The sequence below is a fragment of the Bradyrhizobium daqingense genome, assembly GCF_021044685.1.
Taxonomy (GTDB): domain Bacteria; phylum Pseudomonadota; class Alphaproteobacteria; order Rhizobiales; family Xanthobacteraceae; genus Bradyrhizobium; species Bradyrhizobium daqingense.
Genome location: NZ_CP088014.1, coordinates 323,140 through 347,323, shown reverse-complemented (window position 1 = coordinate 347,323; position 24,184 = coordinate 323,140). Strand labels below are relative to the sequence as shown.

Annotated in this window: 24 protein-coding genes; 14 read left to right on the top strand and 10 right to left on the bottom strand. The window is 65.7% G+C overall.

Features of this window, described 5'->3' with window-relative positions; genetic code table 11:
- Positions 1-76: 76 nt before the first annotated feature.
- From xylB to LPJ38_RS01580, 7 genes are all read left to right on the top strand, one after another.
- A complete protein-coding gene (xylB, locus tag LPJ38_RS01610; RefSeq protein ID WP_145630638.1) occupies positions 77-1,531 on the top strand; it encodes a xylulokinase in 1,455 nt (484 codons plus the stop codon).
- Positions 1,532-2,854, top strand: coding sequence for a xylose isomerase (gene xylA, locus LPJ38_RS01605; RefSeq protein ID WP_145630639.1), 1,323 nt, complete (start codon positions 1,532-1,534; stop codon positions 2,852-2,854).
- An 11-nt stretch (positions 2,855-2,865) separates the two neighbouring features.
- Positions 2,866-3,624: an ATP-binding cassette domain-containing protein gene (locus tag LPJ38_RS01600; protein WP_145630640.1), complete on the top strand. Its 759-nt coding sequence runs from the start codon at positions 2,866-2,868 to the stop codon at positions 3,622-3,624.
- Positions 3,624-4,706, top strand: a complete 1,083-nt coding sequence (locus LPJ38_RS01595) for an ABC transporter permease (protein WP_167520369.1) — start codon at positions 3,624-3,626, stop codon at positions 4,704-4,706. The genes LPJ38_RS01600 and LPJ38_RS01595 overlap by 1 nt, the downstream gene beginning before the upstream one ends.
- 96 nt (positions 4,707-4,802) lie before the next feature.
- Positions 4,803-5,735 (top strand): sugar-binding protein, encoded by a 933-nt coding sequence (locus LPJ38_RS01590; RefSeq protein WP_167520370.1) that lies wholly within the window; start codon positions 4,803-4,805, stop codon positions 5,733-5,735.
- Positions 5,736-5,839: 104 nt separating this feature from the next.
- Positions 5,840-6,817, top strand: coding sequence for an aldo/keto reductase (locus LPJ38_RS01585; RefSeq protein WP_145630643.1), 978 nt, complete (start codon positions 5,840-5,842; stop codon positions 6,815-6,817).
- A 2-nt stretch (positions 6,818-6,819) separates the two neighbouring features.
- A complete protein-coding gene (locus LPJ38_RS01580) occupies positions 6,820-7,662 on the top strand; it encodes an amidohydrolase family protein (protein WP_145630644.1) in 843 nt (280 codons plus the stop codon).
- A gap of 199 nt (positions 7,663-7,861) precedes the next feature.
- On the opposite strand, the gene LPJ38_RS01575 is transcribed toward LPJ38_RS01580, so the two are convergent.
- The 4 genes from LPJ38_RS01575 to LPJ38_RS01560 all read right to left on the bottom strand — a co-directional run bounded on the left by LPJ38_RS01575 (position 7,862) and on the right by LPJ38_RS01560 (position 11,426).
- The gene (locus LPJ38_RS01575) at positions 7,862-8,227 is read right to left on the bottom strand and encodes a nuclear transport factor 2 family protein (RefSeq protein WP_145630645.1); all 366 of its coding nucleotides are present in this window, start codon (positions 8,225-8,227) and stop codon (positions 7,862-7,864) included.
- Between the two features lie 149 nt (positions 8,228-8,376).
- Entirely contained in the window at positions 8,377-8,727 is a 351-nt protein-coding gene (locus LPJ38_RS01570; RefSeq protein ID WP_145630646.1) for a RidA family protein, read from the bottom strand.
- 119 nt (positions 8,728-8,846) lie between these two features.
- Positions 8,847-9,764: a CE1 family esterase gene (locus LPJ38_RS01565; RefSeq protein WP_145630647.1), complete on the bottom strand. Its 918-nt coding sequence runs from the start codon at positions 9,762-9,764 to the stop codon at positions 8,847-8,849.
- Positions 9,765-9,767: 3 nt separating this feature from the next.
- A complete protein-coding gene (locus tag LPJ38_RS01560; protein ID WP_145630648.1) occupies positions 9,768-11,426 on the bottom strand; it encodes an FAD-binding dehydrogenase in 1,659 nt (552 codons plus the stop codon).
- A gap of 265 nt (positions 11,427-11,691) precedes the next feature.
- On the opposite strand from LPJ38_RS01560, the gene LPJ38_RS01555 reads away from it, so the two are divergent.
- The 5 genes from LPJ38_RS01555 to LPJ38_RS01535 all read left to right on the top strand — a co-directional run bounded on the left by LPJ38_RS01555 (position 11,692) and on the right by LPJ38_RS01535 (position 16,214).
- Positions 11,692-12,159 (top strand): hypothetical protein, encoded by a 468-nt coding sequence (locus tag LPJ38_RS01555; RefSeq protein ID WP_167520371.1) that lies wholly within the window; start codon positions 11,692-11,694, stop codon positions 12,157-12,159.
- Between the two features lie 252 nt (positions 12,160-12,411).
- Complete coding sequence (locus LPJ38_RS01550; RefSeq protein WP_145630649.1) at positions 12,412-12,606, top strand: hypothetical protein; 195 nt, start codon at positions 12,412-12,414, stop codon at positions 12,604-12,606.
- A gap of 24 nt (positions 12,607-12,630) precedes the next feature.
- Positions 12,631-13,221, top strand: coding sequence for an SCO family protein (locus LPJ38_RS01545; RefSeq protein ID WP_145630650.1), 591 nt, complete (start codon positions 12,631-12,633; stop codon positions 13,219-13,221).
- A gap of 213 nt (positions 13,222-13,434) precedes the next feature.
- Positions 13,435-14,370 carry an ABC transporter substrate-binding protein gene (locus LPJ38_RS01540; protein ID WP_145630651.1) on the top strand — a complete coding sequence of 312 codons (936 nt, stop codon included), beginning with the start codon at positions 13,435-13,437 and terminating at the stop codon, positions 14,368-14,370.
- A gap of 200 nt (positions 14,371-14,570) precedes the next feature.
- Positions 14,571-16,214 carry a lysine--tRNA ligase gene (locus LPJ38_RS01535; RefSeq protein ID WP_145630925.1) on the top strand — a complete coding sequence of 548 codons (1,644 nt, stop codon included), beginning with the start codon at positions 14,571-14,573 and terminating at the stop codon, positions 16,212-16,214.
- A 135-nt stretch (positions 16,215-16,349) separates the two neighbouring features.
- On the opposite strand, the gene LPJ38_RS01530 is transcribed toward LPJ38_RS01535, so the two are convergent.
- On the bottom strand, positions 16,350-17,003 hold the full coding sequence (locus LPJ38_RS01530) for a S24 family peptidase (RefSeq protein WP_145630652.1): 654 nt from the start codon (positions 17,001-17,003) through the stop codon (positions 16,350-16,352).
- A 193-nt stretch (positions 17,004-17,196) separates the two neighbouring features.
- Between LPJ38_RS01530 and LPJ38_RS01525 the strand changes: the two genes are divergently transcribed.
- Both LPJ38_RS01525 and LPJ38_RS01520 read left to right on the top strand, forming a co-directional pair.
- Positions 17,197-17,541: a DUF952 domain-containing protein gene (locus LPJ38_RS01525; RefSeq protein ID WP_145630653.1), complete on the top strand. Its 345-nt coding sequence runs from the start codon at positions 17,197-17,199 to the stop codon at positions 17,539-17,541.
- Positions 17,538-18,635, top strand: coding sequence for a quinone-dependent dihydroorotate dehydrogenase (locus LPJ38_RS01520; protein ID WP_145630654.1), 1,098 nt, complete (start codon positions 17,538-17,540; stop codon positions 18,633-18,635). The genes LPJ38_RS01525 and LPJ38_RS01520 overlap by 4 nt, the downstream gene beginning before the upstream one ends.
- A 66-nt stretch (positions 18,636-18,701) precedes the next feature.
- Here LPJ38_RS01520 and LPJ38_RS01515 read toward each other — a convergent pair whose 3' ends face one another.
- The 5 genes from LPJ38_RS01515 to LPJ38_RS01495 form a co-directional block, all read right to left on the bottom strand.
- Entirely contained in the window at positions 18,702-20,027 is a 1,326-nt protein-coding gene (locus tag LPJ38_RS01515; RefSeq protein ID WP_145630655.1) for an MATE family efflux transporter, read from the bottom strand.
- A 1-nt stretch (position 20,028) separates the two neighbouring features.
- Positions 20,029-20,763 (bottom strand): MBL fold metallo-hydrolase, encoded by a 735-nt coding sequence (locus LPJ38_RS01510; RefSeq protein ID WP_145630656.1) that lies wholly within the window; start codon positions 20,761-20,763, stop codon positions 20,029-20,031.
- Positions 20,764-20,794: 31 nt separating this feature from the next.
- Positions 20,795-21,097 carry a DUF6460 domain-containing protein gene (locus tag LPJ38_RS01505; RefSeq protein ID WP_145630657.1) on the bottom strand — a complete coding sequence of 101 codons (303 nt, stop codon included), beginning with the start codon at positions 21,095-21,097 and terminating at the stop codon, positions 20,795-20,797.
- A gap of 321 nt (positions 21,098-21,418) precedes the next feature.
- Entirely contained in the window at positions 21,419-23,080 is a 1,662-nt protein-coding gene (locus LPJ38_RS01500; protein WP_145630658.1) for an ATP-dependent DNA ligase, read from the bottom strand.
- Positions 23,077-24,114 (bottom strand): ligase-associated DNA damage response exonuclease, encoded by a 1,038-nt coding sequence (locus LPJ38_RS01495; RefSeq protein WP_145630659.1) that lies wholly within the window; start codon positions 24,112-24,114, stop codon positions 23,077-23,079. Before LPJ38_RS01495 ends, LPJ38_RS01500 begins: the two co-directional genes overlap by 4 nt.
- Between the last annotated feature and the right edge of the window lie 70 nt (positions 24,115-24,184).

Sequence of the window (24,184 nt, the reverse complement as noted above, 5' to 3'; positions counted from 1 at the left end):
CAGGAGATTTCGAAAAGCTGCACCGGTGAACGCGGCTCCAAGATCGCGCACCGCGACAGGTGAATGGGAGGATGGCGTGTATCTCGGATTGGACATCGGCACGTCGGGTGTGAGGGCAGCGCTCGTCAACGACGCTGGCACGATTGTTGCGACGGGCGCGCGCGAGCTTGCGCTGTCCCATCCCGCGCCGCTCTGGTCCGAGCAAGACCCTGATGCCTGGGTCGCTGCCGCCACCGCTGCGGTCGACAATCTCGCCGCCCGCCATCCGCGCGAGGTCGCGCAGGTTCGCGGCATCGGGCTGTCGGGGCAGATGCATGGCGCAACCCTGCTCGGGGAGGATGGACGGCCGCTGCGCCCGGCCATTCTCTGGAACGACGGCCGCTCGCAGGCCGAATGCGCCGCGCTGGAGCGTCGCTGTCCGTCGCTGCACGCGATCGCGGGTAATCTGGCCATGCCCGGCTTCACCGCGCCAAAGCTGCTCTGGGTCGCGCGGAATGAGCCGAAGATCTTCGAGCGTGTCGCAAAGGTGCTGCTGCCCAAGGCCTATGTCCGCTTTCGCCTCACCGGCGAGATGGTCGAGGACATGTCGGACGCTGCCGGCACGCTGTGGCTGGATGTGGGCCTGCGCCGCTGGTCTGCCCTGTTGCTGCATGCCACCGGGCTTGATCTGCACCATATGCCGCGCCTCGTCGAGGGCAGCGCGGCGAGCGCGGTGCTTGCACCTGACTATGCGCAGCGCTGGGGCATGACGAAAGACGTCGTGGTTGCCGGTGGCGGCGGCGACAATGCCGCGAGCGCGATCGGGCTTGGCGCGATCTCACCGGGCGATGCTTTCCTGTCGCTGGGCACGTCGGGCGTGGTGTTCCGCGTCACCGACCGGTTCGCGCCGGCGCCTGAAACGGCTGTGCATGCGTTCTGTCACGCGCTGCCCGGCCTCTGGCACCAGATGGGCGTGATGCTTTCGGCGGCGGCGTCTCTGACTTGGCTGGCCGGCCTGATGGAGACGCCGGCCGCGGTGCTGTTAGTGCCGCTGGGCGAGCGCGTCGACGGGCCGAGCCCTGTCTCCTTCTTGCCGTACCTCGACGGCGAGCGCACGCCGCACAACGATGCCGCCGCCAGTGGCGCCTTCGTCGGCCTGCGCGGTGCGACCTCGCGCAGCCAGATCGTGCAGGCCGTGCTCGAAGGCGTCGCCTTTGCCGCGCGCGACAATCTGGCGGCCCTGAGCGCGGCAGGTGGGGCGATCACTGAGCTCGATCTCGTCGGCGGCGGCTCGCGCTCGCAATTGTGGGCGCAAATCTGCGCCGACGCGCTCGGCATCCCCGTCCACCGCGTCGAGGATGGCGAGGTCGGCGCGGCGCTCGGCGCCGCGCGTCTCGGCCGGCTGGCCGCAACAGGCGAGGATCCCGCGGAGGTTTGCACCCGTCCGCGGCGGCTCGCGAGCTTCACGCCCCGCGCGTCCGTCACGGCGGCCTATGACGAGGCCTATCGTCGCTGGCGCGCGCTTTATCCCGCATTGAAGGAGTCTGCTTAAGTGAACGCGTCAGCCAAATTCTTCGAGGCCAGCGCACCCGTCGCCTTTGCCGGCAAGGATGCAGACAACACACCCGCCTTTCGCTGGTACGACAAGGACCGCATCGTCCATGGCCGCCGGCTGGAGGAGCATCTGCGCTTTGCGGTCTGCTATTGGCATTCCCTGTGCTGGCCCGGCGGTGATCCCTTCGGCGGCGAGACGTTCCTGCGTCCCTGGCACGGCGGCACTGATGCGATGGCGCAGGCGCGCGCCAAGGCCGACATTGCCTTCGAGCTGTTTCGTCTGCTCGACGTGCCCTTCTTCACCTTCCACGACGTCGACGCGGCGCCGGAAGGTGCCTCGCTTGCCGAGTCCGTCGCCAATCTCAATGCCATCGCCGACCTGTTCGAGCAGAAAATGGCCTCGGCAAAGGTGAGGCTGCTCTGGGGCACCGCCAATCTGTTCACGCATCGCCGCTACATGGCGGGCGCGGCGACCAATCCAGACCCTGAGATCTTCACCTATGCCGCCGGCCAGGTCCGCGGCGCGCTGGAGGTGACGCACCGGCTCGGCGGCCAGAACTATGTGCTGTGGGGTGGGCGCGAGGGCTACGAGACGCTGCTCAACACCGATCTCAAGCGCGAGCTCGACCAGCTCGGGCGCTTCGTCTCCCTCGTCGTCGAGCACAAGCACAGAATAGGCTTCAAAGGCCCGATCCTGATCGAGCCGAAGCCGAAGGAGCCGACCAAGCATCAATATGATTTCGACGTCGCCACCTGCTACGGCTTCCTTGAACGCTACGATCTCCTCAAGGACGTCAAGCTCAACATCGAGCAGAACCACGCCATCCTGGCCGGCCATTCCTTTCATCACGAGGTTGCGCTGGCCGAGGCGCTCGGCGTGTTCGGCTCGCTCGACATCAACCGCGGCGACGATCTGCTCGGCTGGGACACCGACCAGTTCGCGATGAATGTGCCGGAACTGACGCTCGTATTTCACGAGATCCTGAATCGCGGCGGCTTCACCTCGGGCGGACTGAATTTCGACGCCAAGATCAGGCGCCAGTCGATCGACCCCGACGACCTGATCCATGCCCATGTCGGGTCGATGGATGCCTGCGCGCGCGCCTTCCTCGCCGCGGCCGACATGCTCGACGCCGGCGCACTCACCGCGCCGCTCGCCAAGCGCTACGAGGGATGGGCCGGCCCCGAGGGCCGCGCCATTCTCGGCGGCCAGCGTTCGCTCGCGGATCTCGCCGACCGCGCGCTTCTCCCCGGCTTTGATCCGCAGCCGCGCTCCGGCCGGCAGGAATATCTGGAATCCCTCGTCAACCGCTACGTCTGAGGAATCCGCTGATGGCACATGCTGACGCGACCCCGGTCCTCGAGCTCTCCGGCATCGGCAAGGAGTTCGGCGCGATCCGCGCGTTGCACGACGTCGACATGCAGGTCTTCCCGGGCGAGGTCGTCGGCCTGATGGGCGACAACGGCGCCGGCAAGTCGACGCTGGTCAAGATCATCGCCGGCAATTTCCGCCCGAGCCATGGCGAGATGAGCTTTGCCGGCAATGCCGTCCATTTCAATCGTCCGATTGATGCCCGCGCCGTCGGCATCGAGGTCGTCTACCAGGACCTCGCACTCGCGGACAATCTGACGGCCGCGGCCAACGTCTTCCTCGGCCGCGAGCTGAAGCGCAGGTTTGGACTCATCGCCCTGCTCGACCACAAGGCGATGGCGGCGCGTGCGCTCGAATTGTTCGGCGAGCTGCGCTCGGAGACCCGGCCCGACGACCTCGTCAAGCAGATGTCGGGCGGCCAGCGCCAGGCGGTTGCGATCGCGCGTACCAGGCTCTCCAATGCGCGCCTGGTGATGATGGACGAGCCGACCGCCGCGATCTCGGTGCGCCAGGTCGAGCAGGTGCTCGGCCTGATCCACCGGCTGAAGGAGCAGGGCGTCGCCGTCATGCTGATCTCGCACCGCATGCCCGACGTGTTCGCGGTGTGCGACCGCGTCGTCGTCATGCGCCGCGGCGAGAAGCGCGCCGACAAGCCGATCCACCAGACCTCGCCTGAGGAGATCACCGCCCTCATCACCGGCGCGAAGGAGGCGGCGTGATGGCCATGCCCATGGAATCCCCCATCAGCTTCACCAATGTCGGCCGGATCAAATGGTGGCAGCGCGGCATCTTCGCCTCGCAGACCGGCTACGTCCTGCTAGCATTGGCCGTGCTGCTGGTGATCATGCATTTCGCCAGCCCGTATTTCTTCACCGAAGGCAACATGCAGAACGTGGCGAAGAATTTTTCCTTCATCGCCATCGCCACGCTCGGCGTGACCTTCGTGATCATCACCGGCGGCATCGATCTTTCCGTCGGTTCGATGATGTGCTTCTCCGCCATGATTACCTCCATGGTGATGACCGAGCTGTCGGCGCCCGGCTCGCCCGCGGGCGCCTTGTTCGTGCACATGGCGGCCGACGGCAAGACCGTCGTCGCCAACGTGCCAGGCTTGATCCTGCTGGTCTCCGTGCTCGCCGGCCTCGGCGTCGCGCTCATTGCCGGCCTCGTCAACGGCTTCTGCATCGCCGTGCTCGGCCTGTCTCCCTTCGTCACCACGCTCGGCATGCTCTCGATCGTACGCGGGCTCGGCTATGTCGTCTCCAACGGCCGCGGCAGCTTTCCGGGCGGGCCTGACGCCGATTATTTCTATGCGCTCACCTCGGGCAACATGCTCGGCCTGCCCGCGCCTTTCATCTATCTCGTGATCCTCGCCATGGCGATGGCCGTGGTGCTGCACCACACCGCGTTCGGCCGCCACGTCTTCGCGCTCGGCGGCAACGAGAAGGCGGCCGAGCTCACCGGCATTCCCGTGGTGCGCGTCAAGATCGAGGTCTACGTGATCTGCGCGCTCGCCGCGGGCCTGCAGGGCATCATCATCTCCGGCTGGCTCGGATCGGCGCCGGCCAACATGGCGACCTCCTACGAGCTCAACGTGATCGCGGCCGCCGTGATCGGCGGCGCCAACCTCGCCGGCGGCATCGGCGGTCCGCTCGGAGCCATCGTCGGCTGCGTGCTGCTGGAGGTGATCCGCAACGGCCTCGTGCTGGCGCAGGTCAGCTCCTACTGGCAGCAGACGCTGGTGGGCGTGATCATCATCCTGGCCGTGCTGGTCGATCGCATCCGCTCGCGGATGACCTGACGTGACGAATGGTCCGGGACGGCAAATATAACTCCGCCTGTCCGCTTCCCGGACACCTCTAGACAGGACAGGCGCCTGACAAGAGTGGAGGAGACAATGAGGAAACTTCTTCTTGCCGGCATCGCGGTTGCGATGATGGCCACGCCGGCGTTCGCCGCGAACTACCGCTTCGTCATCGTGCCCAAGGCGATGAACAATCCGTTCTTCGACTTCGCGCGCGACGGCTGCCTGAAGCGCGCCAAGGAGCTCGGCAATATCGAGTGCATCTACAAGGGGCCGGTCGAGCACGAGCCGGCGACGCAGGCGCAGATCATCCAGGACTTCGTCACCCAGAAGGTCGACGGCCTTGCCATCTCGGTCGCCGACGTCGCGGCCATGACCAAGTCGATCGAGGCGGCGACCGCCGCCGGCATCCCCGTCATCACCTTCGACGCGGATGCACCGGGTTCCAAGCGCATCGCCTATATCGGCACCAACAACAAGGAGTTCGGCACGGCGCTCGGAAAGCAGCTCCTAAAGATGCGGCCCGACGGCGGCAAATACGCGATGGTCTCCGGCGGTCCGGGCGCCAAGAATCTCGCCGAGCGGGTCGACGGCGTGCGCGAGGAGCTGAAGGGCTCGAAATGGACCGAGGTCGCGGGCTCGCCGACCTTCTGCAACGACGATCCCGCACTCGCGGTGCAGCAGATGACGGATATGCGCACGGCCACGCCGGATCTCGCCGCCATCGTTCCGATCGGCGGCTGGCCGATGTTCGCTCCTGAAGGCTTCAAGGCCTTCGCCTCCAGGAACAAGAAGGACATCGATTCCGGCAAGTTCACGCTTGTTGTCGCCGATACGCTGAAGATGCAGCTCGAGCTGCTGCGCGACGGCTATGCCAATGCGCTGGTCGGCCAACGTCCGTTCGAGATGGGCGAGAAGGCGATGGACACGCTGCTCGCCATCAAGAAGGGCGAGAAGGTGCCGGAGATCGTCTACACCGGCCTCGATCTCGTGACCAAGGACAACGTCGCGCAGATGTTGAAGTAGGAGCGCCGCCAGCCCCGCGCTCCTGCATGCCTCCCCCGCTTGCGGTTTTCGCGAGCGGGGGAGATGATCTGGACTGTCAAAAAGAGTCTTGGAAGGCAGTGGGAATGAAACGGTCGCGGCTCGGCTCTCTCGACGTCACCTCACTCGGCCTCGGTTCCGCTCCGCTCGGCGGATTGTTCAGCCCAGTCAGCGATGCCGACGCGAAAGCGACGATCGAACGCGCATGGTCGGCCGGAATCCGCTTCTTCGACACCGCGCCGCTTTACGGCTTTGGCCTCGCCGAGCGGAGGCTCGGCGCCTTCCTGCGCCAGCAGCCGCGCGACTCCTACGTCATCTCGACCAAGGTCGGCCGTCTGTTGCGCGCGCCCGAGGGCGTTGCTGCCGAGGACGAACACTACAAGGGAACGCCGCGCGAGCGGCCGGTGTTCGATTTCAGCCATGACGGCGTAATGCGCTCAGTCGAGGAGAGCCTCGCAAGGCTCGGGCTCGACCGCGTGGACGTTCTGCTCGTGCATGATCCCGACGATCACTTCGACGACGCTGTCAATGGTGCGTTCCGCGCGCTGCAGCGGCTGCGCAGCGAGGGCACGGTCAAGGCGATCGGTGCCGGCATGAACCAGTCCGAAATGCTGGTGCGATTTGCCGAGGCGATGCCGGTCGATTGCTTTCTGCTCGCCGGCCGCTACACGCTGCTCGATCAGGGCGCGCTGGATGCGCTGTTTCCACTCTGCACGGCGAAGAGCATCGGCATCCTGCTGGGTGGCATCTACAACAGCGGCATCCTGGCCAATCCCAACACCAGCGCGAAGTTCAACTATCAGGACGCCGATGCGGCGTTGGTCGCGCGTGCGCGCGAGCTCGACGCGCTCTGCCGCAAGCACGGCACGGAGCTGAAGGCCGCAGCGTTCCAGTTCTGCGTGGCGCACCCGGCGGTGACGGTCGCCGTGATGGGCGCGCGCAACGAAGCGGAGGTGGCCGACAACATGGCGATGTCGGAGCGCGCGGTGCCGCCGGCGTTCTGGCAGGAGCTGCGCGCGAAAAATCTCGTCGATGCCCGCGCGCCGCTGCCCGGCGGAGCGTGAGCATGATCATCGACGGCCATCAACACTTTTGGGACCCGGCGCGCGCCGATTATCCCTGGATGGAGGCGGAGGAGCTCACGCCGATCCGCCGCGCCTTCGGTCCTGCCGATCTTGCGCCCTTGTTGAAAGCCAACGGCATCGATGCCAGCATCCTGGTGCAGTGCCGCTCCGCGCTGGAGGAAACCGAGGAATTCTTGCGCATCGCGCAAGCGACGCCGTCGGTGATCGGCGTCGTCGGCTGGGCCGATCTGACCGACGCTGCACTTGACGAAACGCTCGACCGCCTGCGCGCCGCGCCCGGCGGCGACAGATTGGTCGGCATCCGCCACCAGGTCCATGATGAGGCCGATCCCGACTGGCTGCTGCGCGAGGACGTTCAGCGCGGCCTCACCGCGGTGTTCGCCCGCGGTCTCACCTATGACTTGCTGGTCCGCACCCGCGAGCTGCCGTCGGCCGTCGCAACCGCGCAGGCCTTTCCCCAAGCACGTTTCGTGCTCGATCACGCCGCCAAGCCGCCGATCGCCAATGGCGGCAGCGACGAATGGACCGATCGCATCGCAGCGCTCGCCGCCTGCGGCAACGTCTGGTGCAAGATCTCAGGGCTAGCGACGGAAGCGGTCTGGACCGACTGGGACGCGGAGCGGCTGTTTCCGTTCGTCGAACATGCCGCGAAGTGCTTCGGCGAGGATCGCCTGATCTTCGGCTCGGACTGGCCGGTGTGCCTGCTCGCAGGCAGCTACGGCGAGATCAAAGGCGCGCTGGAGGCCTGTCTGGCAAGGCTTGGACCGACGGTCCAGGAGAAGGCGTTCGGGGCGAATGCGGAGGCGGCGTATCGGCTAGCCTGAGTGCTGTCGATGCGCTTTTTTCCTTCTCCCCCTTGTGGGAGAAGGTGGCTCGAAGCGCCGGATGAGGGGTTGTCTCCGCCACTCACCTCTCTCAAAGCCCCGCGCGCGGAGAGATACCCCTCGCCCTACCGAGCCTGTGTCTGCGAGAGTTGATGCCCTCTCCCACAAGGGGAGAGGGCGCAGTAACGAGCAGGGCCCCTCACGCCCCCGCAGGCACCTGATCCAGAAAACCCGTCACGCTCCTGATGCGCCCATCCTTCAGCACGGCGAAATCCGTGCCCTTGATCGGACTGTCGACTCCCTCGGGACCAAGCCCCCAGCTGAAGCGCACATGATCGCCATAGCCATTGGGCTCGCCGATCAGCTTGAATGTGAAATCGGGAAAGCGCTGCTGCACGCCCGCGATCAGCGCGTCGATGCCATCAGGGCCGTCGCCCTTCATCAGCGGATCGACATAGCTAGCGTCCGCCGTCCAGGTCTCGCTCAGCAGCTCGCGCCGGCGGCTCGCCGTACGCTCGTTCCAGAGATCGATATAGCAAAGGGCGATGGCGGTGTGGTCGGTCATGTCAGTCTCCTTCGATGAAGCCGTGTCCGGCTGACCGTGATCATCGGAGGTTTATGCGCACATATCGATTACCTCGGAGGTCATCGATATGTGCAAAGAAAAAAGCGCGATGATGGCCTCATCGCGCTTCGTTCGCATCGCCTGCGAAATCACTTCGCCGCGGTCACCATGATCTCGACGGTGTATTGCGGCGCAGCCAGCTTGGCTTCGACGGTGGCGCGGGCCGGCGTGTTGCCGGGCGAGACCCAGGCGTCCCACACCGCGTTCATCTCGCCGAACGTCTTCATGTCGGTGATGTAGATCGTGGCCGAGAGCAGCTTGGATTTGTCGGCGCCCGCCTTGGCGAGGTGACCGTCGATGGTCGTCAGGATGTCCTGGGTCTGCTTCGTCACGCTTTCGCCGGCGGCCTTGTTGGCGACGACACCGGCGAGATAGACGGTGTTGCCGTGCACGACGACCTGGCTCATGCGCGGGCCGGTTTCAAAACGCTGAATGCTCATTGAGGGATCTCCTGGTGAAAGCGCGGCCCTGTCTAGCCCAGCGACTTGCGCTGTGCCACCCCCGGCACGCATGCGTCGCGGGGCACGCATGCGTTGCCTGGCACGCTTGCGTTGCCCGCTCAACGAGACTGGCTGAAGAATGTCCAGATCGTCTCGGCACCGTCGATGTCGCCATTCTGCGCGCCGAGCAGCTTGGCCGCGACTTTCGGGAAACGCGCGTCCGGTGCAAATCCCGGCATGCGATGGCCGCCCCCATTGACGCGATAGAGCACGACCTCGTGTCCCGCCGGACAGCGTGAGGAAATCCGCGTCACCGTGGATTGGTCTGCAGGACTCCTGTCGGGCAGCTCGGTCTCGGTCACCTCGTCCGTCTCGCAGCCATTGAGCTTGCGCCAGAACGCCAGGGTCTCGTCCGTCGACCAGAATCCCTCTGCGGCAAAATAGCTCGATCCGCGTCCGCCCTCGTAGGGCACCAGTGGGTCGTCCGTGCCGTTCATGAGCAGCATCGGCAACGGGCGCGACGGGTGGCAGGTGACGGCGGCTTCGTCGTTGAGATTCATGATCACGCTTGCACCCGCCGCAAACAGATCGGCGCGGGCGCAGACCAGCGTCATCACCATGGCGCCGCCGCTGGAGACGCCGGTGACGTAGACCCGTTTTGCATCGGCCGTGCCGTCGGCCACCAGCTTCTCCACGAGCTTAGCGATGAAGGCGACGTCGTCGGTGCCGGGCGGTGGTCCGCGCAGAGCTGGGCCGGCCTTCGTCCGCGCGTCCGCCCAGGCATTGTTGAGTCCGTCCGGAAAGACGACGGCGAGACCCTCGCGCTTGGCGATTTGCGGCCATGCCGTCCGGGTGATCATGTCGGCGCCGCGCTGGGTCTTGCCATGCAGCACGATCACCAGCGGCGCCGGCTTCTTCGCCGGCAGCTGCGCGGTGTAGGAGCGCTTCACGCCGTTGACGTCGATCGTATCGGCGGATGCGGCGGAGGCGGCGGTCAATGCCGCAACCAGCGCCCCGATCTGCATCCACCGCGGCATGATCTAGCCCACCGCCTTCGCCGCGGCGCGGCCGGCATTGCGGCCCGAGAACAGGCAGCCGCCGAGGAACGTGCCTTCCAGCGAGCGGTAGCCGTGCACGCCGCCGCCGCCGAAGCCGGCGGCTTCGCCCACGGCATAGAGGCCGGGAATGACGCTGCCTTCCTCGCCGAACACGCGGGAGTCGAGATCGGTCTCGAAGCCGCCCAGCGTCTTGCGGGTGAGGATGTTGAGCTTCACCGCGATCAGCGGCCCATGCGCGGGATCGAGGATTTTGTGCGGGGAGGCGGTGCGGATCAGCTTGTCGCCGATATAGCGGCGCGCATTGTGGATGTTCATCACCTGCGCGTCCTTGACATAGGGGTTGGCGATCTCGCGGTCGCGCGCTTCGATCTGCATCCTGATGTGCTCGAGCTTCAATAAGTCGCTGCCGGCGAGTTGGTTCATGGCCGCAACGAGCTCATCGAGCTTGTCGCGCACGATGAAGTCGACACCATGGCTTTTGAACGCCTCCACCGGCGCCGGCGCGCCTTTGTTGGTGGCGCGGCGCAGGGTCATGCGCCAGCTCTTGCCGGTGAGGTCGGGGTTCTGCTCCGAGCCCGACAGCGCGAACTCCTTCTTGATGATGCTCTGCGTCAGGATGAACCAGGAATGATCATAGCCGGTCGACGTGATGTATTTGAGCTGGCCGAGCGTGTCGGAGCCGGGGAATAGCGGCGCCGGCAGCCGCGTGCCTGTCGCGTCGAACCACATCGAGGACGGGCCGGGCAGGATGCGGATGCCGTGGCGCGGCCAGATCGGCGACCAGTTCTGGATGCCCTCGACGTAATGCCACATGCGGTCGCGGTTGATTAGCCGCGCGCCCGCTTTCTCCGTGATGCCGATCATGCGGCCGTCGACATGCTCGGGCACGCCCGAGATCATGAATTTCGGGGCATCACCGAGCCGCTTCGGCCAGTTCTGCCGCACCAGCTCGTGATTGCCGCCGATGCCGCCGGACGCCACGATCACCGCCTGCGCCTTCAGCGCGAACTCGCCGACCACATTGCGCGACGAGCTCTTGCCGCGCTCGACATTGTCGGGGGCGAGAAGGGCGCCGCTGACGCCATCGACCGTGCCATTGGTGATGGAGAGCGCATCGACCCGGTGGCGGAACCTGAAGGTCAGCCGGCCGCTTTGGGCGGCTTCGCGCGCGCGGCGCTCGAACGGCTCGACGATGCCGGGGCCGGTGCCCCAGGTGACGTGGAAGCGCGGCACCGAATTGCCATGGCCCATCGCGTCATAGCCGCCGCGCTCGGCCCAGCCCACCACGGGAAAGATGCGATGACCCATTGCGCGCAGCCAGTCGCGCTTCCCGCCGGCCGCGAACGCCACATAGGCTTCGGCCCATTGCCGCGGCCAGAAATCCTCGTCGCGGTCGAAGCCGGCAGTGCCGATCCAGTCCTGGAGCGCGAGCTCGTAGGAGTCCTTGATGCCGAGCCGGCGCTGCTCCGGCGAATTGACCAGGAACAATCCGCCGAACGACCAGAACGCCTGGCCGCCGAGCGATTGCTCGCCCTCCTGATCGACCACGATGACGCGCTTGCCCGCGTCGGCGATCTCCGTTGCGGCCACTAGCCCCGACAGCCCCGCGCCGACGACGATGACGTCAGTCTCTTCCGCCATTGGTATCCCCTCCCACGGGTTCCCCCCTGTAGTTACCCGGATTGAAGCCAGCGGTTGCAACTGAGATCAAGAGTGCGGCGCGCAAGACATCGTTAACTTGTTCCGCTTTGGGATAGAGATCAGCCGAGTGCAGCGCGGGCGCAACACTGGATTTGAATTTGTTTTGAGGAAGCCGGCGTGCCTAGACAAAACCTTGGAGTCGACAGACGCTAGCCGCGCATCACCACCTGACACGCAGATTCGAAGACGACTGGGGCGGGGGACAATGAAGGTTCTGACGGGGTTGCTTGCGGCGGTTCTGCTGATCGCTGGCATGGGGGCTTCTCACGCGGTGGTTCGAATTGCGGATGACCGCGGCGGCAGGATCGGAACCTACGTCGACAAATATCAGGACCTCAGGCAATCTGGCGAAACCGTCATCATCGACGGTCTCTGCGCCTCGGCCTGCACCATCGTCCTGGGCGCCATCCCGCGCGACCGGATCTGCGTGACCTCGCACGCAACGCTCGGCTTCCACGCCGCATGGGATTTCGGCAGCAACGGCCGCGCCGTCACCAATCCCGAAGCCACCCAGATGCTCTATGCGATGTATCCCTCGCAGGTGAAGCGCTGGATCGCGCAGCGCGGCGGCCTCACGCCGAACATGCTCTTCCTGAGGGGCAAGCAGCTGCAGGCCATGTACAAGCCCTGCTACCTGGACGCGCAAGCTTCGACGAACAGGCCGTCGCGGTAAGCTGCGACCGGTCGTTTCTAACGCTGATCGTCGTCATGGCCGGGCTTGTCCCGGCCATCCACGTTTTTGGACATACGCAGAAGATTCGTGGATGCCCGGGCCTTCGCCTCGCCGCGAAGCGGCTTCGGTCGTGCAGGCGGGACAAGCCCGCACCTCCGCACCGCGTGATCCTCCACCACCTCCGCCGCGCTTGCCCGATCCCACCCCAGCGCCTATTTGAAAGGCAGGGAACCCTTCGCGCCGATCCTTGCCATGGCTCAACCGCTGCATCCAGCTCATCCGGTACAGGACAATTCGCCCACTGCCGGCCGGATGCCGTCCGTGCTGCTGTGGGCGGGCGCAGGTCTCGGCGCCCTCGTCGTGGTCGCCGCCCTCGCACTCTGGTTCCATTATGGCACCCAGGTGTTCTTCGAAATCATCAGGACCGGCTTCGCCGCCTGCTTCTGATCCCCGACAGGAAGTGTTCCGCCTATGAGCTCCATGGCCCGTCCGCTGGTGATCGCGACCGCCTTTGCCGCAAGCCTCATCGTCGGGCTCCTGATCATGTTCTGGGCCATGGGCGGGGTGAGCAAGGTGGCGCAGCCGGCCGCGATCGGCGGTCCGTTCCAGCTCACCGACCAGAACGGCAAGGTGGTCACCGACAAGAACCTGAAGGGCAAGCCGACCCTGATCTTCTTCGGCTACACCCATTGTCCCGACGTCTGCCCGACCTCGCTGTTCGAGATCTCGGAAGTGCTGCGCGCGCTGGGCAAGGATGCCGGCAAGGTCAATGCCGTCTTCATCTCGGTCGATCCCGAGCGCGACACGCAGGCGACCATGAAGGACTATCTGTCGAGCTTCGATCCGCATCTTCAGGGCCTGTCCGGCGATCCCGCCGAGATCGCCAAGGTGATCACCTCCTACCGGGTCTATGCCAAGAAGGTCCCGGCCAAGGACGGCGATTACACCATGGACCACACCGCGCTGATCTATCTGATGGACCGCGAGGGCAGATTCGTCTCGCCGTTCAACCTGAAGCGCACGCCGGAAGAGGCGGCGGCGGATCTGAAGAAATATATCTGAGCCTGATTTAGGCACTGTGCTTCCCACATCGTCATGGCCGGGCATGTCCCGGCCATCCACGTTCTTGGGCGGGTGGGAGAGTTCGTGGATGCCCGGGACAAGCCCGGGCATGACGGCGGAGGGACCTTTCCGATCCACATTCCCCGCTCGCGTTCCCGGCGGGATGGTCTATAAGGCGCTCCGATCCCAACGATATCAGTTCATTTCCGGCCGATGGCTCCATCGCAACAGGCGAAATCGTCCAAATCTGCCCGTGGCTTGCTGCGCGGACTGGCCGCCGCTGCGTGCCTGCTTGCCGGTCTGCCAGCCGCGCATGCCCAGGCCCCGGCCAAGCGGCCGCCGGCAGCGCCGCAGGCTTCGCCTCAGGTCGCGCCCCAGGCCGCCCCGCAGGCCGTGCCGGGCTTCTGGGACCCACGGCGCCGGCCGGAGCGGCCGGACCTGTCGCGCCTGACCGTGATCCGTTTCCTGACCGAGACCGACTATCCGCCGTTCAACTTCACCGGCGCCGATGGCAATCCCGCCGGCTTCAATGTCGATCTCGCCCGCAGTCTGTGCGACGAGATCAAGGTGAGCTGCACGGTGCAGATGCGCCGCTTCGAGACGCTGGTCGACGCGCTGACCTCCAACCGCGGCGACGCCATCATCGCCTCGATGGCGGTGAGCCCGCAGTTGCGCGCCCGCGTCGATTTCACCGATCCCTATTACCGGGTGCCGGCCCGCTTCGTCTCGCGCAAGGATGCGGTGATACCCGAGATCCGCCCGGAATATCTCGAGGGCAAGAAGGTCGGCGTCATCGCGGGCTCCGCGCATGAGGCGTATCTGAAGGCGATGTTCACCGACGCCGAGCTACACCCTTATCCCAATGACGACGCGCTCCGCACCGCGCTGCGCAAGGGCGAGGTGGATTTCATCTTCGGTGACGCCATTTCGCTCGCGTTCTGGATCAACGGCACCGATTCCGGCGATTGCTGCGCGTTCTCCGGCGGCCCCTTCGTCGAGAGCCGCTTTTTCGGCGAAGGCATCGGCATCGCCGTGCGCAAGGGCAACGACGTGCTGCGCCAGGCCCTGAACTGGGCGCTGTTCCGCGTCTGGGAAAAAGGCCGCTACACCGATCTGTGGCTGCGGTATTTCTCGGTGAGCCCGTTCTAGTTCGTCGCGTGCCGCTCTCGATCCTCATCCTGAGGAGCTTGCGTAGCAAGCGTCTCGAAGGATGAAGGCCCCGTCAGTGGCCTCGCCCTTCGAGACGCGCGCGAAGAGCGCGCTCCTCAGGGTGAGGGTCTGACGCCCGCCCCACAAAATTGCATTCTGCCCGGAAATCGCTATTTTCCGCGGCCCGGAGGCCCTTCTTGATGTCCGTTATCGATCCCAGCATGAGTCCGAGCGATTTGCGTGCGCTCGCCGAACAATCCAACGCCTGGCCGTTCGAGCAGGCGAAGGCCATTGTCGCGCGGCTGAAGAAAAGCCCGAAGGACGAGGTGCTGTTCGAGACCGGTTATGGCCCGTCCGGCCTGCCGCATATCGGCACGTTCGGCGAGGTCGCGCGCACCTCGATGGTGCGCCATGCCTTCCGCGTGCTGACCGAGGACAAGATCAAGACGCGCCTGCTCGCGTTCTCCGACGACATGGACGGGTTTCGCAAGGTGCCCGACAACGTCCCCAACAAGGAGATGCTGGCCGCGCATCTCGGCAAGCCGCTGACGCGGGTGCCGGACCCGTTCTCCAATGAATATCCCTCGTTCGGGCACCACAACAATGCGCGGCTTCGCGCCTTTCTCGATCATTTCGGCTTCGATTACGAATTCGCGAGCTCGACTGATTATTATACGTCCGGCCGCTTCGACGCGACGCTGCTCAAGATGCTCGCCGCCTACGACAAGATCATGGCGATCATCCTGCCGACGCTCGGCCCGGACCGCCGCGCCACTTATTCGCCGTTCCTGCCCATCAGCAAGTCCACCGGCGTCGTGCTGCAGGTCCCGATGATCCGGCGCGACGTCGCCGCGGGCACCGTGACCTATCTCGATCCCGATACCAACCAGGAGGTCGAGACGCCCGTCACCGGCGGCAACGTCAAGTGCCAGTGGAAGGCCGATTGGGCGATGCGCTGGGTCGCGCTCGGCGTCGATTATGAAATGGCCGGCAAGGATCTCATCGACTCCGTGAAGCTGTCCGGCGCGATCGCGCGGGCGCTCGGCGCGACGCCGCCCGAAGGCTTCAACTACGAGCTCTTCCTCGACGAGAAGGGCCAGAAGATCTCTAAGTCGAAGGGCAACGGCCTGACCATCGACGAATGGCTGCGCTACGCCTCGCCGGAATCGCTGTCGCTGTTCATGTATCGCGAGCCGAAGGCGGCGAAGCGGCTTTACTTCGACGTGATCCCGCGCAACGTCGACGACTACCAGCAATTCATCGACGGCTTTGCCAAGCAGGACGGCAAGCAGCAGCTCGGCAATCCGGTCTGGCACATCCACACCGGCAAGCCGCCGCAGGGCGACATGCCGGTGACGTTCCAGCTCCTGCTCACCCTGGTGTCGTCGTCCAACGCGGAGAATGCCGAGACGCTGTGGGGCTTCATCGGCCGCTACCGCCCCGGCGTGAGCCCGCAGACGCATCCCAAGCTCGATGCGATGGTCGGATACGCCATCAACTATTATCGCGATTTCGTCGCGCCGACGAAGCAGTTCCGCGTGCCCACGGATACCGAGCGCGCCGCGCTGCAGGATCTGCGCGAAGCGCTGTCGCAGCTGCCTCAGGACGCCTCGGCCGAAGACATCCAGAACGTCGTCTACGAAATCGGCCGCCGCGAGCCGTTCCTCGATCAGGTCAAGAAGGGCAAGGACGGCCGCCCCGGCGTCACGCTCGACTGGTTCAACATGCTCTATCAGGTGCTGCTCGGCCAGGAGAAGGGCCCGCGCTTCGGCTCCTTCGTCGCCGTGTACGGCATCCAGAATGCGGTCAACATGATCGACGGCGCGCTGGCAAGGAGTGCGTGAGGGAAAAACCACGCTGTCATCGTCCGCGAAGGCGGACGATCCAGTATTCCAGAGACCGGACTTATGGAGTCGAGGGCCGCGGCGTACTGGATTCCCCGCCTCCGCGGGGAATGACGGCGGAGTATTCGGGGGCCCTCACTGGCTCGCCCACACGATCCTTGCGATCCACGCGACGTCGCCCGCCTCGATCGTCCGTGCCGGCTGTGACGCATCGAGCGGCTGCACGTCCAGCGCCTTGGCCGTGCGGCGCTTCAGCGTCGCGATCGTCATCTCGTCCGTCCGCGTCCTCACCACCACGCGATCGCCCTTGCGGATCGGCGCATCGGGCGAGACCAGGATGATGTCACCGTGGCGATAGGCCGGCAGCAGCGCATCGCCGGAAATCTCCAGCGCGAAGGCGTGGCCGTCCTCGGCGCTCGGCAGCGCGATCTCGCTCCAGCCCTTGCCGGATGGATGGCCGGCTTCGTCGAAAGCGCCGCTGGTGCCGGCCAGCGCGAAGCCGAGCAGCGGCACCGCGCGGCCGTCGCTGGCGTCATCGTCGATCAGCCTGGCAAAGCCGTCGATGGAGCAATCGGCCGCGGCCAGCGCCTTCGCAATCGATTCGGTCGAGGGCCAGCGCTCGCGGCCGTCGGCGGTGACGCGCTTTGACCGGTTGAAGGTGGTGGGGTCGAGCCCGGCGCGCTTGGCGAGGCCGGACGGCGACAGACCGGCGCGTGCCGCCAGCCGATCCAACGCGATCCAGATCTGGTCGTGGGTCAGCATCCTCGGCGCATTGGCCTGTTTGACCATGGAAAGGTCCAGCCCGTCGCAACTCAGGAAAACTATCCTCAAATCAACCGGTTTTCCGTTTTTCGCGCAAGAGGCGGCGGCTAACTCTTGAGTTCGGAGGGGGGCGCCTTTACGGTCGCGCCCGGGTTTCGAGGGACCCGTACGAGACGAAAAAATCCAAAAGACTCAAAGAGCAAACAGGGCTGCGGAAGCGGTGGTCAAGATCTACAAAATCTGTCCGGCCTCGGCCTGGCGCGAGGCGGAACGGCAGGGTGTCTACCGCGGCAGTGCGGACGATGCGCGCGACGGTTTCATCCATTTTTCGACCGCCTCCCAGGTTCCCGAGACCTTGCGCAAGCACTATTCCGGACAGCGCGCGCTGTTCCTGGTCGAGGTCGATGGCGATGCGCTCGGCAGCGAACTGCGCTGGGAGCGTTCGCGCAACGACGAGCTGTTTCCGCATCTCTATGGCGAGCTCGATCTCGGCGCCGTGCTTTCTGTGATGAATCTCAACATGCGCTCCGATGGCAGTCACGACGTTCCGGAGCTTGCCCCGTGATCCGTGCTTTCGACGCCTTTTCACTGCCGGTGCTGCGCTGGCTCGATCCGGAGGATGCGCATCGCCTCGCGATCCAGGGCCTGCGCTTTTTGCCGCCGGTCAAGCCCCGTGCCGACGACGCCAAACTCGCGGTGCGCGCCTTCGGGCTCAACTTTCCCAATCCGATCGGCATGGCCGCGGGTTTCGACAAGAGCGCAGAGGTGCCGGATGCGCTGTTGCGGCTCGGCTTCGGCTTCGTCGAGATCGGCTCGGTCACGCCGAAGCCGCAAGCCGGCAATCCGCGCCCGCGCCTGTTCCGGCTCGAGCGCGACGAGGCCGTGATCAACCGCATGGGCTTCAACAATGACGGTGCGGAGGTCGCCTTGCGCCGGCTCGCTGCGCGCGCGCAGCATGGCGGCATCGTCGGCGTCAATGTCGGCGCCAACAAGGACTCGCCCGATCGCGTCGCCGATTACGTCAAGCTGATCGAGACCTTCGCGCCGGTGGCGAGCTATTTCACCGTCAACGTCTCCTCGCCGAACACGCCGGGCCTGCGCAATCTGCAGGAAGGCGCGCTGCTCGACGATCTCCTCGCACGCGTGATCGACGCCCGCGAGCGTGTCAGGCAGAAGGCCGGCGACACGCCGGTGCTGCTCAAGATCGCGCCCGACCTCAGCCTCGCCCAGCTCGACGACGTCGTGCAGGTCGCGCGATCGCGCCGGGTCGACGGCATGATCGTGTCGAACACGACCATCGCGCGGAACAGCACGTTGCGCGAGACGACGCGGGCCAAGGAGCAGGGCGGCCTGTCCGGCAGGCCGCTGTTCCGCCTGTCGACGCGCATGGTCGCGGAGACCTATGTGCGCGTCGAAGGCGCATTTCCTCTGATCGGCGTCGGCGGCGTCGATTCCGGCGGCGCCGCGCTCACCAAGATCCGCGCCGGTGCCAGCCTGATCCAGCTCTACTCGTCGCTGGTCTACAAGGGCCTCGGCCTCGTCGACGAGATCAAGCGCGATCTCGCCTCGACGCTGCTCCGCACGGGACGGGACTCGCTCTCCGAGATCGTCGGTGCAGATGCTGCGACGTTGACGGCGGAAGACTGGCCGGGGATGTAAGGCAACCTCGTGCCCTGGACCCAGCGCAGCGGCGTTTCACGCTGCAGCGCGTCCGGGACACGAGAACTACAGCTTCGAAAACGTCGCCCGGTACAGCGCCGGATACCGCGCCCCCTGCAATCCGCCGCGCGCCACGTAGAACGCAATCAGCGCGCACCACAATCCGGTGTTGCCGAATGATTGCAGCGCCAGCCAGACGCAGAAGAATATCGCGAGCGAGGCCAGCATCAGATTGCGCATTTGGCGCGCCCAGGTGGCGCCGACATAGATGCCGTCGAAGCCGAACGCGAACACGCCGGGAATCGGCGCAAGCACGATGAACGGCAGGAATTCGCGCGCGGCGCGGCGGACGTCCTCGCTCGCGGTCATGAAATTGATGATATCTGGCCCGAACGTCGCGAACAGCACCGCGACGACCGTGGCGAAGCCGAGGCCCCATGTCAGCACCAGCCGGGTCGAATTCGCAAAGCCCGTGGCGTCGCGCGCGCCATAGGTGCGGCCGCACAGCTGCTGGGCCGCATTGGCGAGGCCGTCGAGGAAGAAGGCGCTGACCAGCAGGAAATTGTTGAGCACGGAATTCGCGGCGAGCGTGACGTCGCCGGTGCGCGCGCCCTTGGCGGTGAAGAACAGAAACACAGTGATCAGCGCCGCGGTGCGGATCAGGATGTCGGTGTTCACCGCCAAAAGCCGCATCAGCTTGGCGCGATCGAACAGAATTGCGCGGGGCACCTTGAAGCCGCCGACGGCATAGCGGCGGCAGACGATCACGCCCAGCACGAAGCCTGATGTCTCCGACAGCAGCGCGGCGATGGCAGCGCCCGCAATGCCGGCGTCGTAGACCAGCACCAGCAGGATCGTCGCGGCCATGTTGATGAGGTTGATGACGACCTGGAGCGCGAGCGCCGGATTGGCGCGAGCCTGCCCCACCAGCCAGCCGAGCACGACGTAATTGGCGAAGGCGAAGGGCGAGGACCAGATCCGGATCATGAAATAGGTCTTCGCTGCGCGCGTCACGCCCTCGCTGCCGCCCATCAGGTCGAACAGCACGGCGGCCAGCGGCAATTGCAGTACGATCAGCCCGGCGCCGATCAAGCCGGCCACGATGAAGCCGCGCACCAGGATCACGGTCTGCTCGCGTGTCTCCCCGGCACCCATCGCCTGCGCGGTGAAGGCGAGCGTGCTCATGCGCAGGAAGCCGAACAGCCAGAACAGGCAGTCGAAGATCACCGACGCCATCGCGACGCCGCCGAGCAGGGCGGCATCGTCCAGCCGTCCGATCGCCGTGGTCGAGACCACGCCGATCAGCGGCGTGGTGAGGTTCGCGACCATCGCAGGGCCTGCGATGGCGAACACCTGGCGGGAGCCGATCTTGAGGGGAATGGGGGCGTGCATGTCAGAACACGAGCACCATGCCGTCTTCGGCGGCGAGATGCGCGATGTCGTCGAGGCGCGACAGCACGTCGTCGCTCATATGGGTGAGGACGAGACGTTTTGCGCCGATGGCGGGCAGATACTGTTCCAAGGTCTTCAGGCTGAGATGGTTCTTGACCACATTCTCGTACATATAGGCTTCCGCAATGAAAAGGTCCGCGCCATGCGCCAGCGGAATGAGCGTCTCCGTCCATTCGGTGTCGGCGCTGTAGGCGAGCGTGCGGCCCTCGGTCTCGACGCGATAGGCCAGGAACGGTCCGCCGGATTCGCCGTGCACGACGGGGTAGGGCGTCACCGTCACCGCGCCAAAGCCTTGGCTTTGCCGAGGCGCTAGTTCGACCACGTTGAGCTCGAAACGCTGCTTGGTCTTGGAGGAGTGCTCGAACAGCGCTTCCATCACTGCGCGGAGCCGCGTTTCGATACCTTCCGGGCCCGCAATCGTCAGCGGCCGCGTCCGCCGCGAGAATTGCGCATCGAGCAGGAAGAACGGCAGCCCGGCAAAATGGTCGCCGTGGAAATGCGTGATGAGGATGAGATCGATGTCGTCACACGCGATCTCGAGCCGCTTCAGCGCCGGCAGGGCCGACGCGCCGCAATCGATCAGGAAATTGCTCTTTCGCCCCGAGACGTGGAAGCAGGTGTTGAGTCTGCCACCCGAGCCGAAGGCGTCACCGCAGCCGACAAAGCGCAGTTGCATCGGCTGCGGGCTCCCTAATTATGATCCGGAATCAGCGGCGCGGCGCGCCGAACACGCGCGAGAGCAGCCAGATCGGGATCACGATGACCGCGCCAAGCAGGAAATAGCGCCACAGCCAGTTGATCGTGTCGAATCCGAGATCCCAGAGCCGCTGGAACAGCAGCTGGATGCTGTAGAGGATGTTCCAGGGATCGAAACCGATCGCCGCCAGCACGACGCCGACCAGGATCGAGAGCAGGACCAGGCGAAACGCGACCGCCAGCGGCGAGCCGCCGAGAAAGCGGTTCAGGCCATCGCTGCGGCCGGCCGGCAAATCTCTGACGTCTTGGACCATCTCAAACTCCTCGCGGGGATTCGACCCCATTATAGGTCACGGCGGGGCACATGGGGAACCCGGGTCCGGCCGTCAATCGGGTTACGGGAGTTTAATTCGGGCCAGTCAGTCATCTTCCCGCGGCCTCATAGGAGTGTTTCCCGACCGCCATCCTTCGAGACGCCCGCTTCGCGGGCTCCTCAGGATGAGGACGGAGTGCGCGGCAGCAGTCGAAGCGGGCGCCGACGCCGATTAGCCTCATCCTGAGGAGACCGCGAAGCGGTCCTCTCGAAGGACGAGGCGCGCGCTCAGGCGCTGCCAAAGTCTAGCTCGGTACGCGCCTCACACCTCCACCTCCGCCGGCTCCGCCTTCAGCATCCGCTCCAGCGTTTCCAGCCTGTCCGCTTCCCGCGGCGGCTTGTCCCAGCGCAGGCGGCTGATGCGGGGAAAGCGCATGGCGACGCCGGATTTGTGCCGCGGTGAGCGTTGCAGCCCCTCGAACGCGACCTCCAGCACGAGGCCCTTGTCCGGCTCGTGCACGACATGGCGGACCGGGCCGAATTTTTCGGTGGTGTTGCGGCGGACGAAGCGGTCGATCTGCAACAGCTCCTCGTCGGTGAAGCCGAAATAGGCCTTGCCGACCGGCACCAGCTCGTCGCCGCCATCGCCGCCGGTCCAGACGCCGAAGGTGTAGTCGGAATAATAGGACGAGCGCTTACCGTGGCCGCGCTGCGCATACATCAGCACGGCATCGATGATGTGCGGATCGCGCTTCCACTTCCACCATTGCCCCTTCGGCCGGCCCGGCAGATAAGGCGCATCGCGCCGCTTCAGCATCACGCCTTCGACTGCGTCGGCATCCTCGCCGGCGCCGGCACTGGCGGGATCGGCGCGCGCCGCGGTGAGCGCCTCCCAGCTTGCGAAAGGGACGGTGGGCGACAAGTCGATGCGGGGATCGCCGAGCTTTGCGATGAAGATCTCGAGCCTCTCGCGCCGTTCCGCAAACGGCAGCTCGCGCAGATCGTTCTCGTCGTCGCCGAGCAGGTCGTAGGCGCGCAGATGGATCGGAAACTCCTTGATCAGCTTCGGCGAGACAACCTTGCGGTTCAGCCGCTGCTGCAGGACGTTGAAAGTCTGCACGCGGCCCTCGCGCAGGATCAGAAGCTCGCCGTCGATGGCGCCGGGCAGATGCAGCGACGGCACGAGATCCGGAAAGCTGCCGGTGATGTCCTCGCCGGTGCGCGAATAGAGCCGCGCGGTAATGTGCCCGTGCTCGTCTCGCCCCGCCACCGCCTGCACGCGGATGCCGTCCCATTTCCATTCGGCGATATAGTCGGCGGGATCGAGCGCGGTGAAATCCGTGTCCTCGATCGCATGCGCGAGCATCACCGGGCGGAACGGCGCGGGATCGCGATTGACCGGCTTGTCGCCGCGGCCTTCGAGCCAGGCGAACAGGTCGAGATAGGGCGGCGCAAGCCCCGGCCAGATCAACTCGACCTCATGCGGGTCCTTGTCGCCGAGTGCGGCGGCTGCGGTTTTTGCCAGCCGCGCGGAGATGCCGATGCGAAGCGCACCGGTGACGAGCTTGAGCAGCGCCCAGCGGCCGGTCTCGTCGAGCTCGTCGAGCCAGCGTTCGAGCTGCTTCGGCAGCTCGGTCTTGCCGAGCGTGCGCAGCGTGGTGACGACCTCGGTGAGGGATGGCGGCGGCGGATTGTTGTGGGCGGCCAGCGGCGCCTTCGGCCACATCAGCGCCACCGTCTCCGAGAGATCGCCGACATAGTCGTAGGAGAGCCCGAACAGCACCTCATCCGTGCGCGCCGCGATGAGGTCGCGGATCAATGCGGGCTTGGCATGCTTGAAGCTGAGCGCGCCGGTGAGCGCGGCCAATGCGTAGCCGCGATCGGGGTCGGCGACCTCGCGGAAATAGCCGGTGATCAGCCGCAGCTTGTTGTTGCGGCCGGGCTCGTAGGCGAGGCGGTCGAGCAGCTCGGCGAAGCGGTTCATGCCTCGGCCTCGTTTTGGATCGGCGTCTCGCTCTCCTCCTCGTCGCCATAGCCGACGAGATCCAGCGGCTGCGCTTTGAGGCCCTTGCTACGGCACCAATGCACCAGCGCGTCTTCCTGGCCGTGCGTGACCCAGATCTCGCCGGCGCCAGTCGCTGCGATCGTCGCGGTGAGGCCGTCCCAATCGGCATGGTCGGAGATGACGAGCGGCAGCTCGATGCCGCGCTGCCGCGCGCGGGCGCGCACGCGCATCCAACCCGAGGCGAAGGCAGTGACCGGGTCGGGAAAGCGCCGCGTCCAGAGATCTGATGTCGCCGACGGCGGCGCCAGCGTGATGGTGCCGGCGAGCGCCGCCTTCTTCATGCCCTTCGCCGGCCTGAGCTCGCCGAGGTCGATGCCGCGGCTCTGATAGTAGTGCGTGATCGTCTCCATCGCGCCGTGGAGATAGATCGGCGCCTCATAGCGGGCCTGGCGCAGCAGCGCGATCACGCGCTGGGCCTTGCCGAGGGAATAGGCGCCGACGAGATGCGCGCGCTCCGGAAACAGCGCGACCGAGGCCAGCAGCTTCTTCACCTCGTCGGCGGCGTCGCCATGCCGGAACACCGGCAGGCCGAACGTCGCCTCGGTGATGAAGACGTCGCAGGGCACCAGCTCGAACGACGTGCAGGTCGGGTCGGGCGCATCCTTGTAGTCGCCGGAGGCGACGATGCAGGTGTCCTTGCAGGTCACGGCGATCTGCGCCGAGCCCAGCACATGGCCGGCTGGGTGAAACTTGACGCGGACATCTCCGAGCCGGATCTCCTCGCCGTAAGCGATCGCCTGTGTCGAGCCGGCAAAATTCTCGCCATAGCGCAGCCGCATCATGTCGAGCGTTTCCTGCGTCGCCAGCACCGCGCCATGGCCAGCGCGGGCATGGTCGGAATGGCCGTGGGTGATCACGGCTCGCTCCACGGGCCGGACAGGATCGATGTGGAAGCCGCCCGGCTTGCAGCACAGGCCGGCAGCAGTTGGCAGCAGGATGTCTTGGGGGCGCATGGTGGTGATATAGGAAGTGGGCGCTCCAAATTAAGCTGTCATGCGCGGGCTTGACCCGCGCATCCATCGC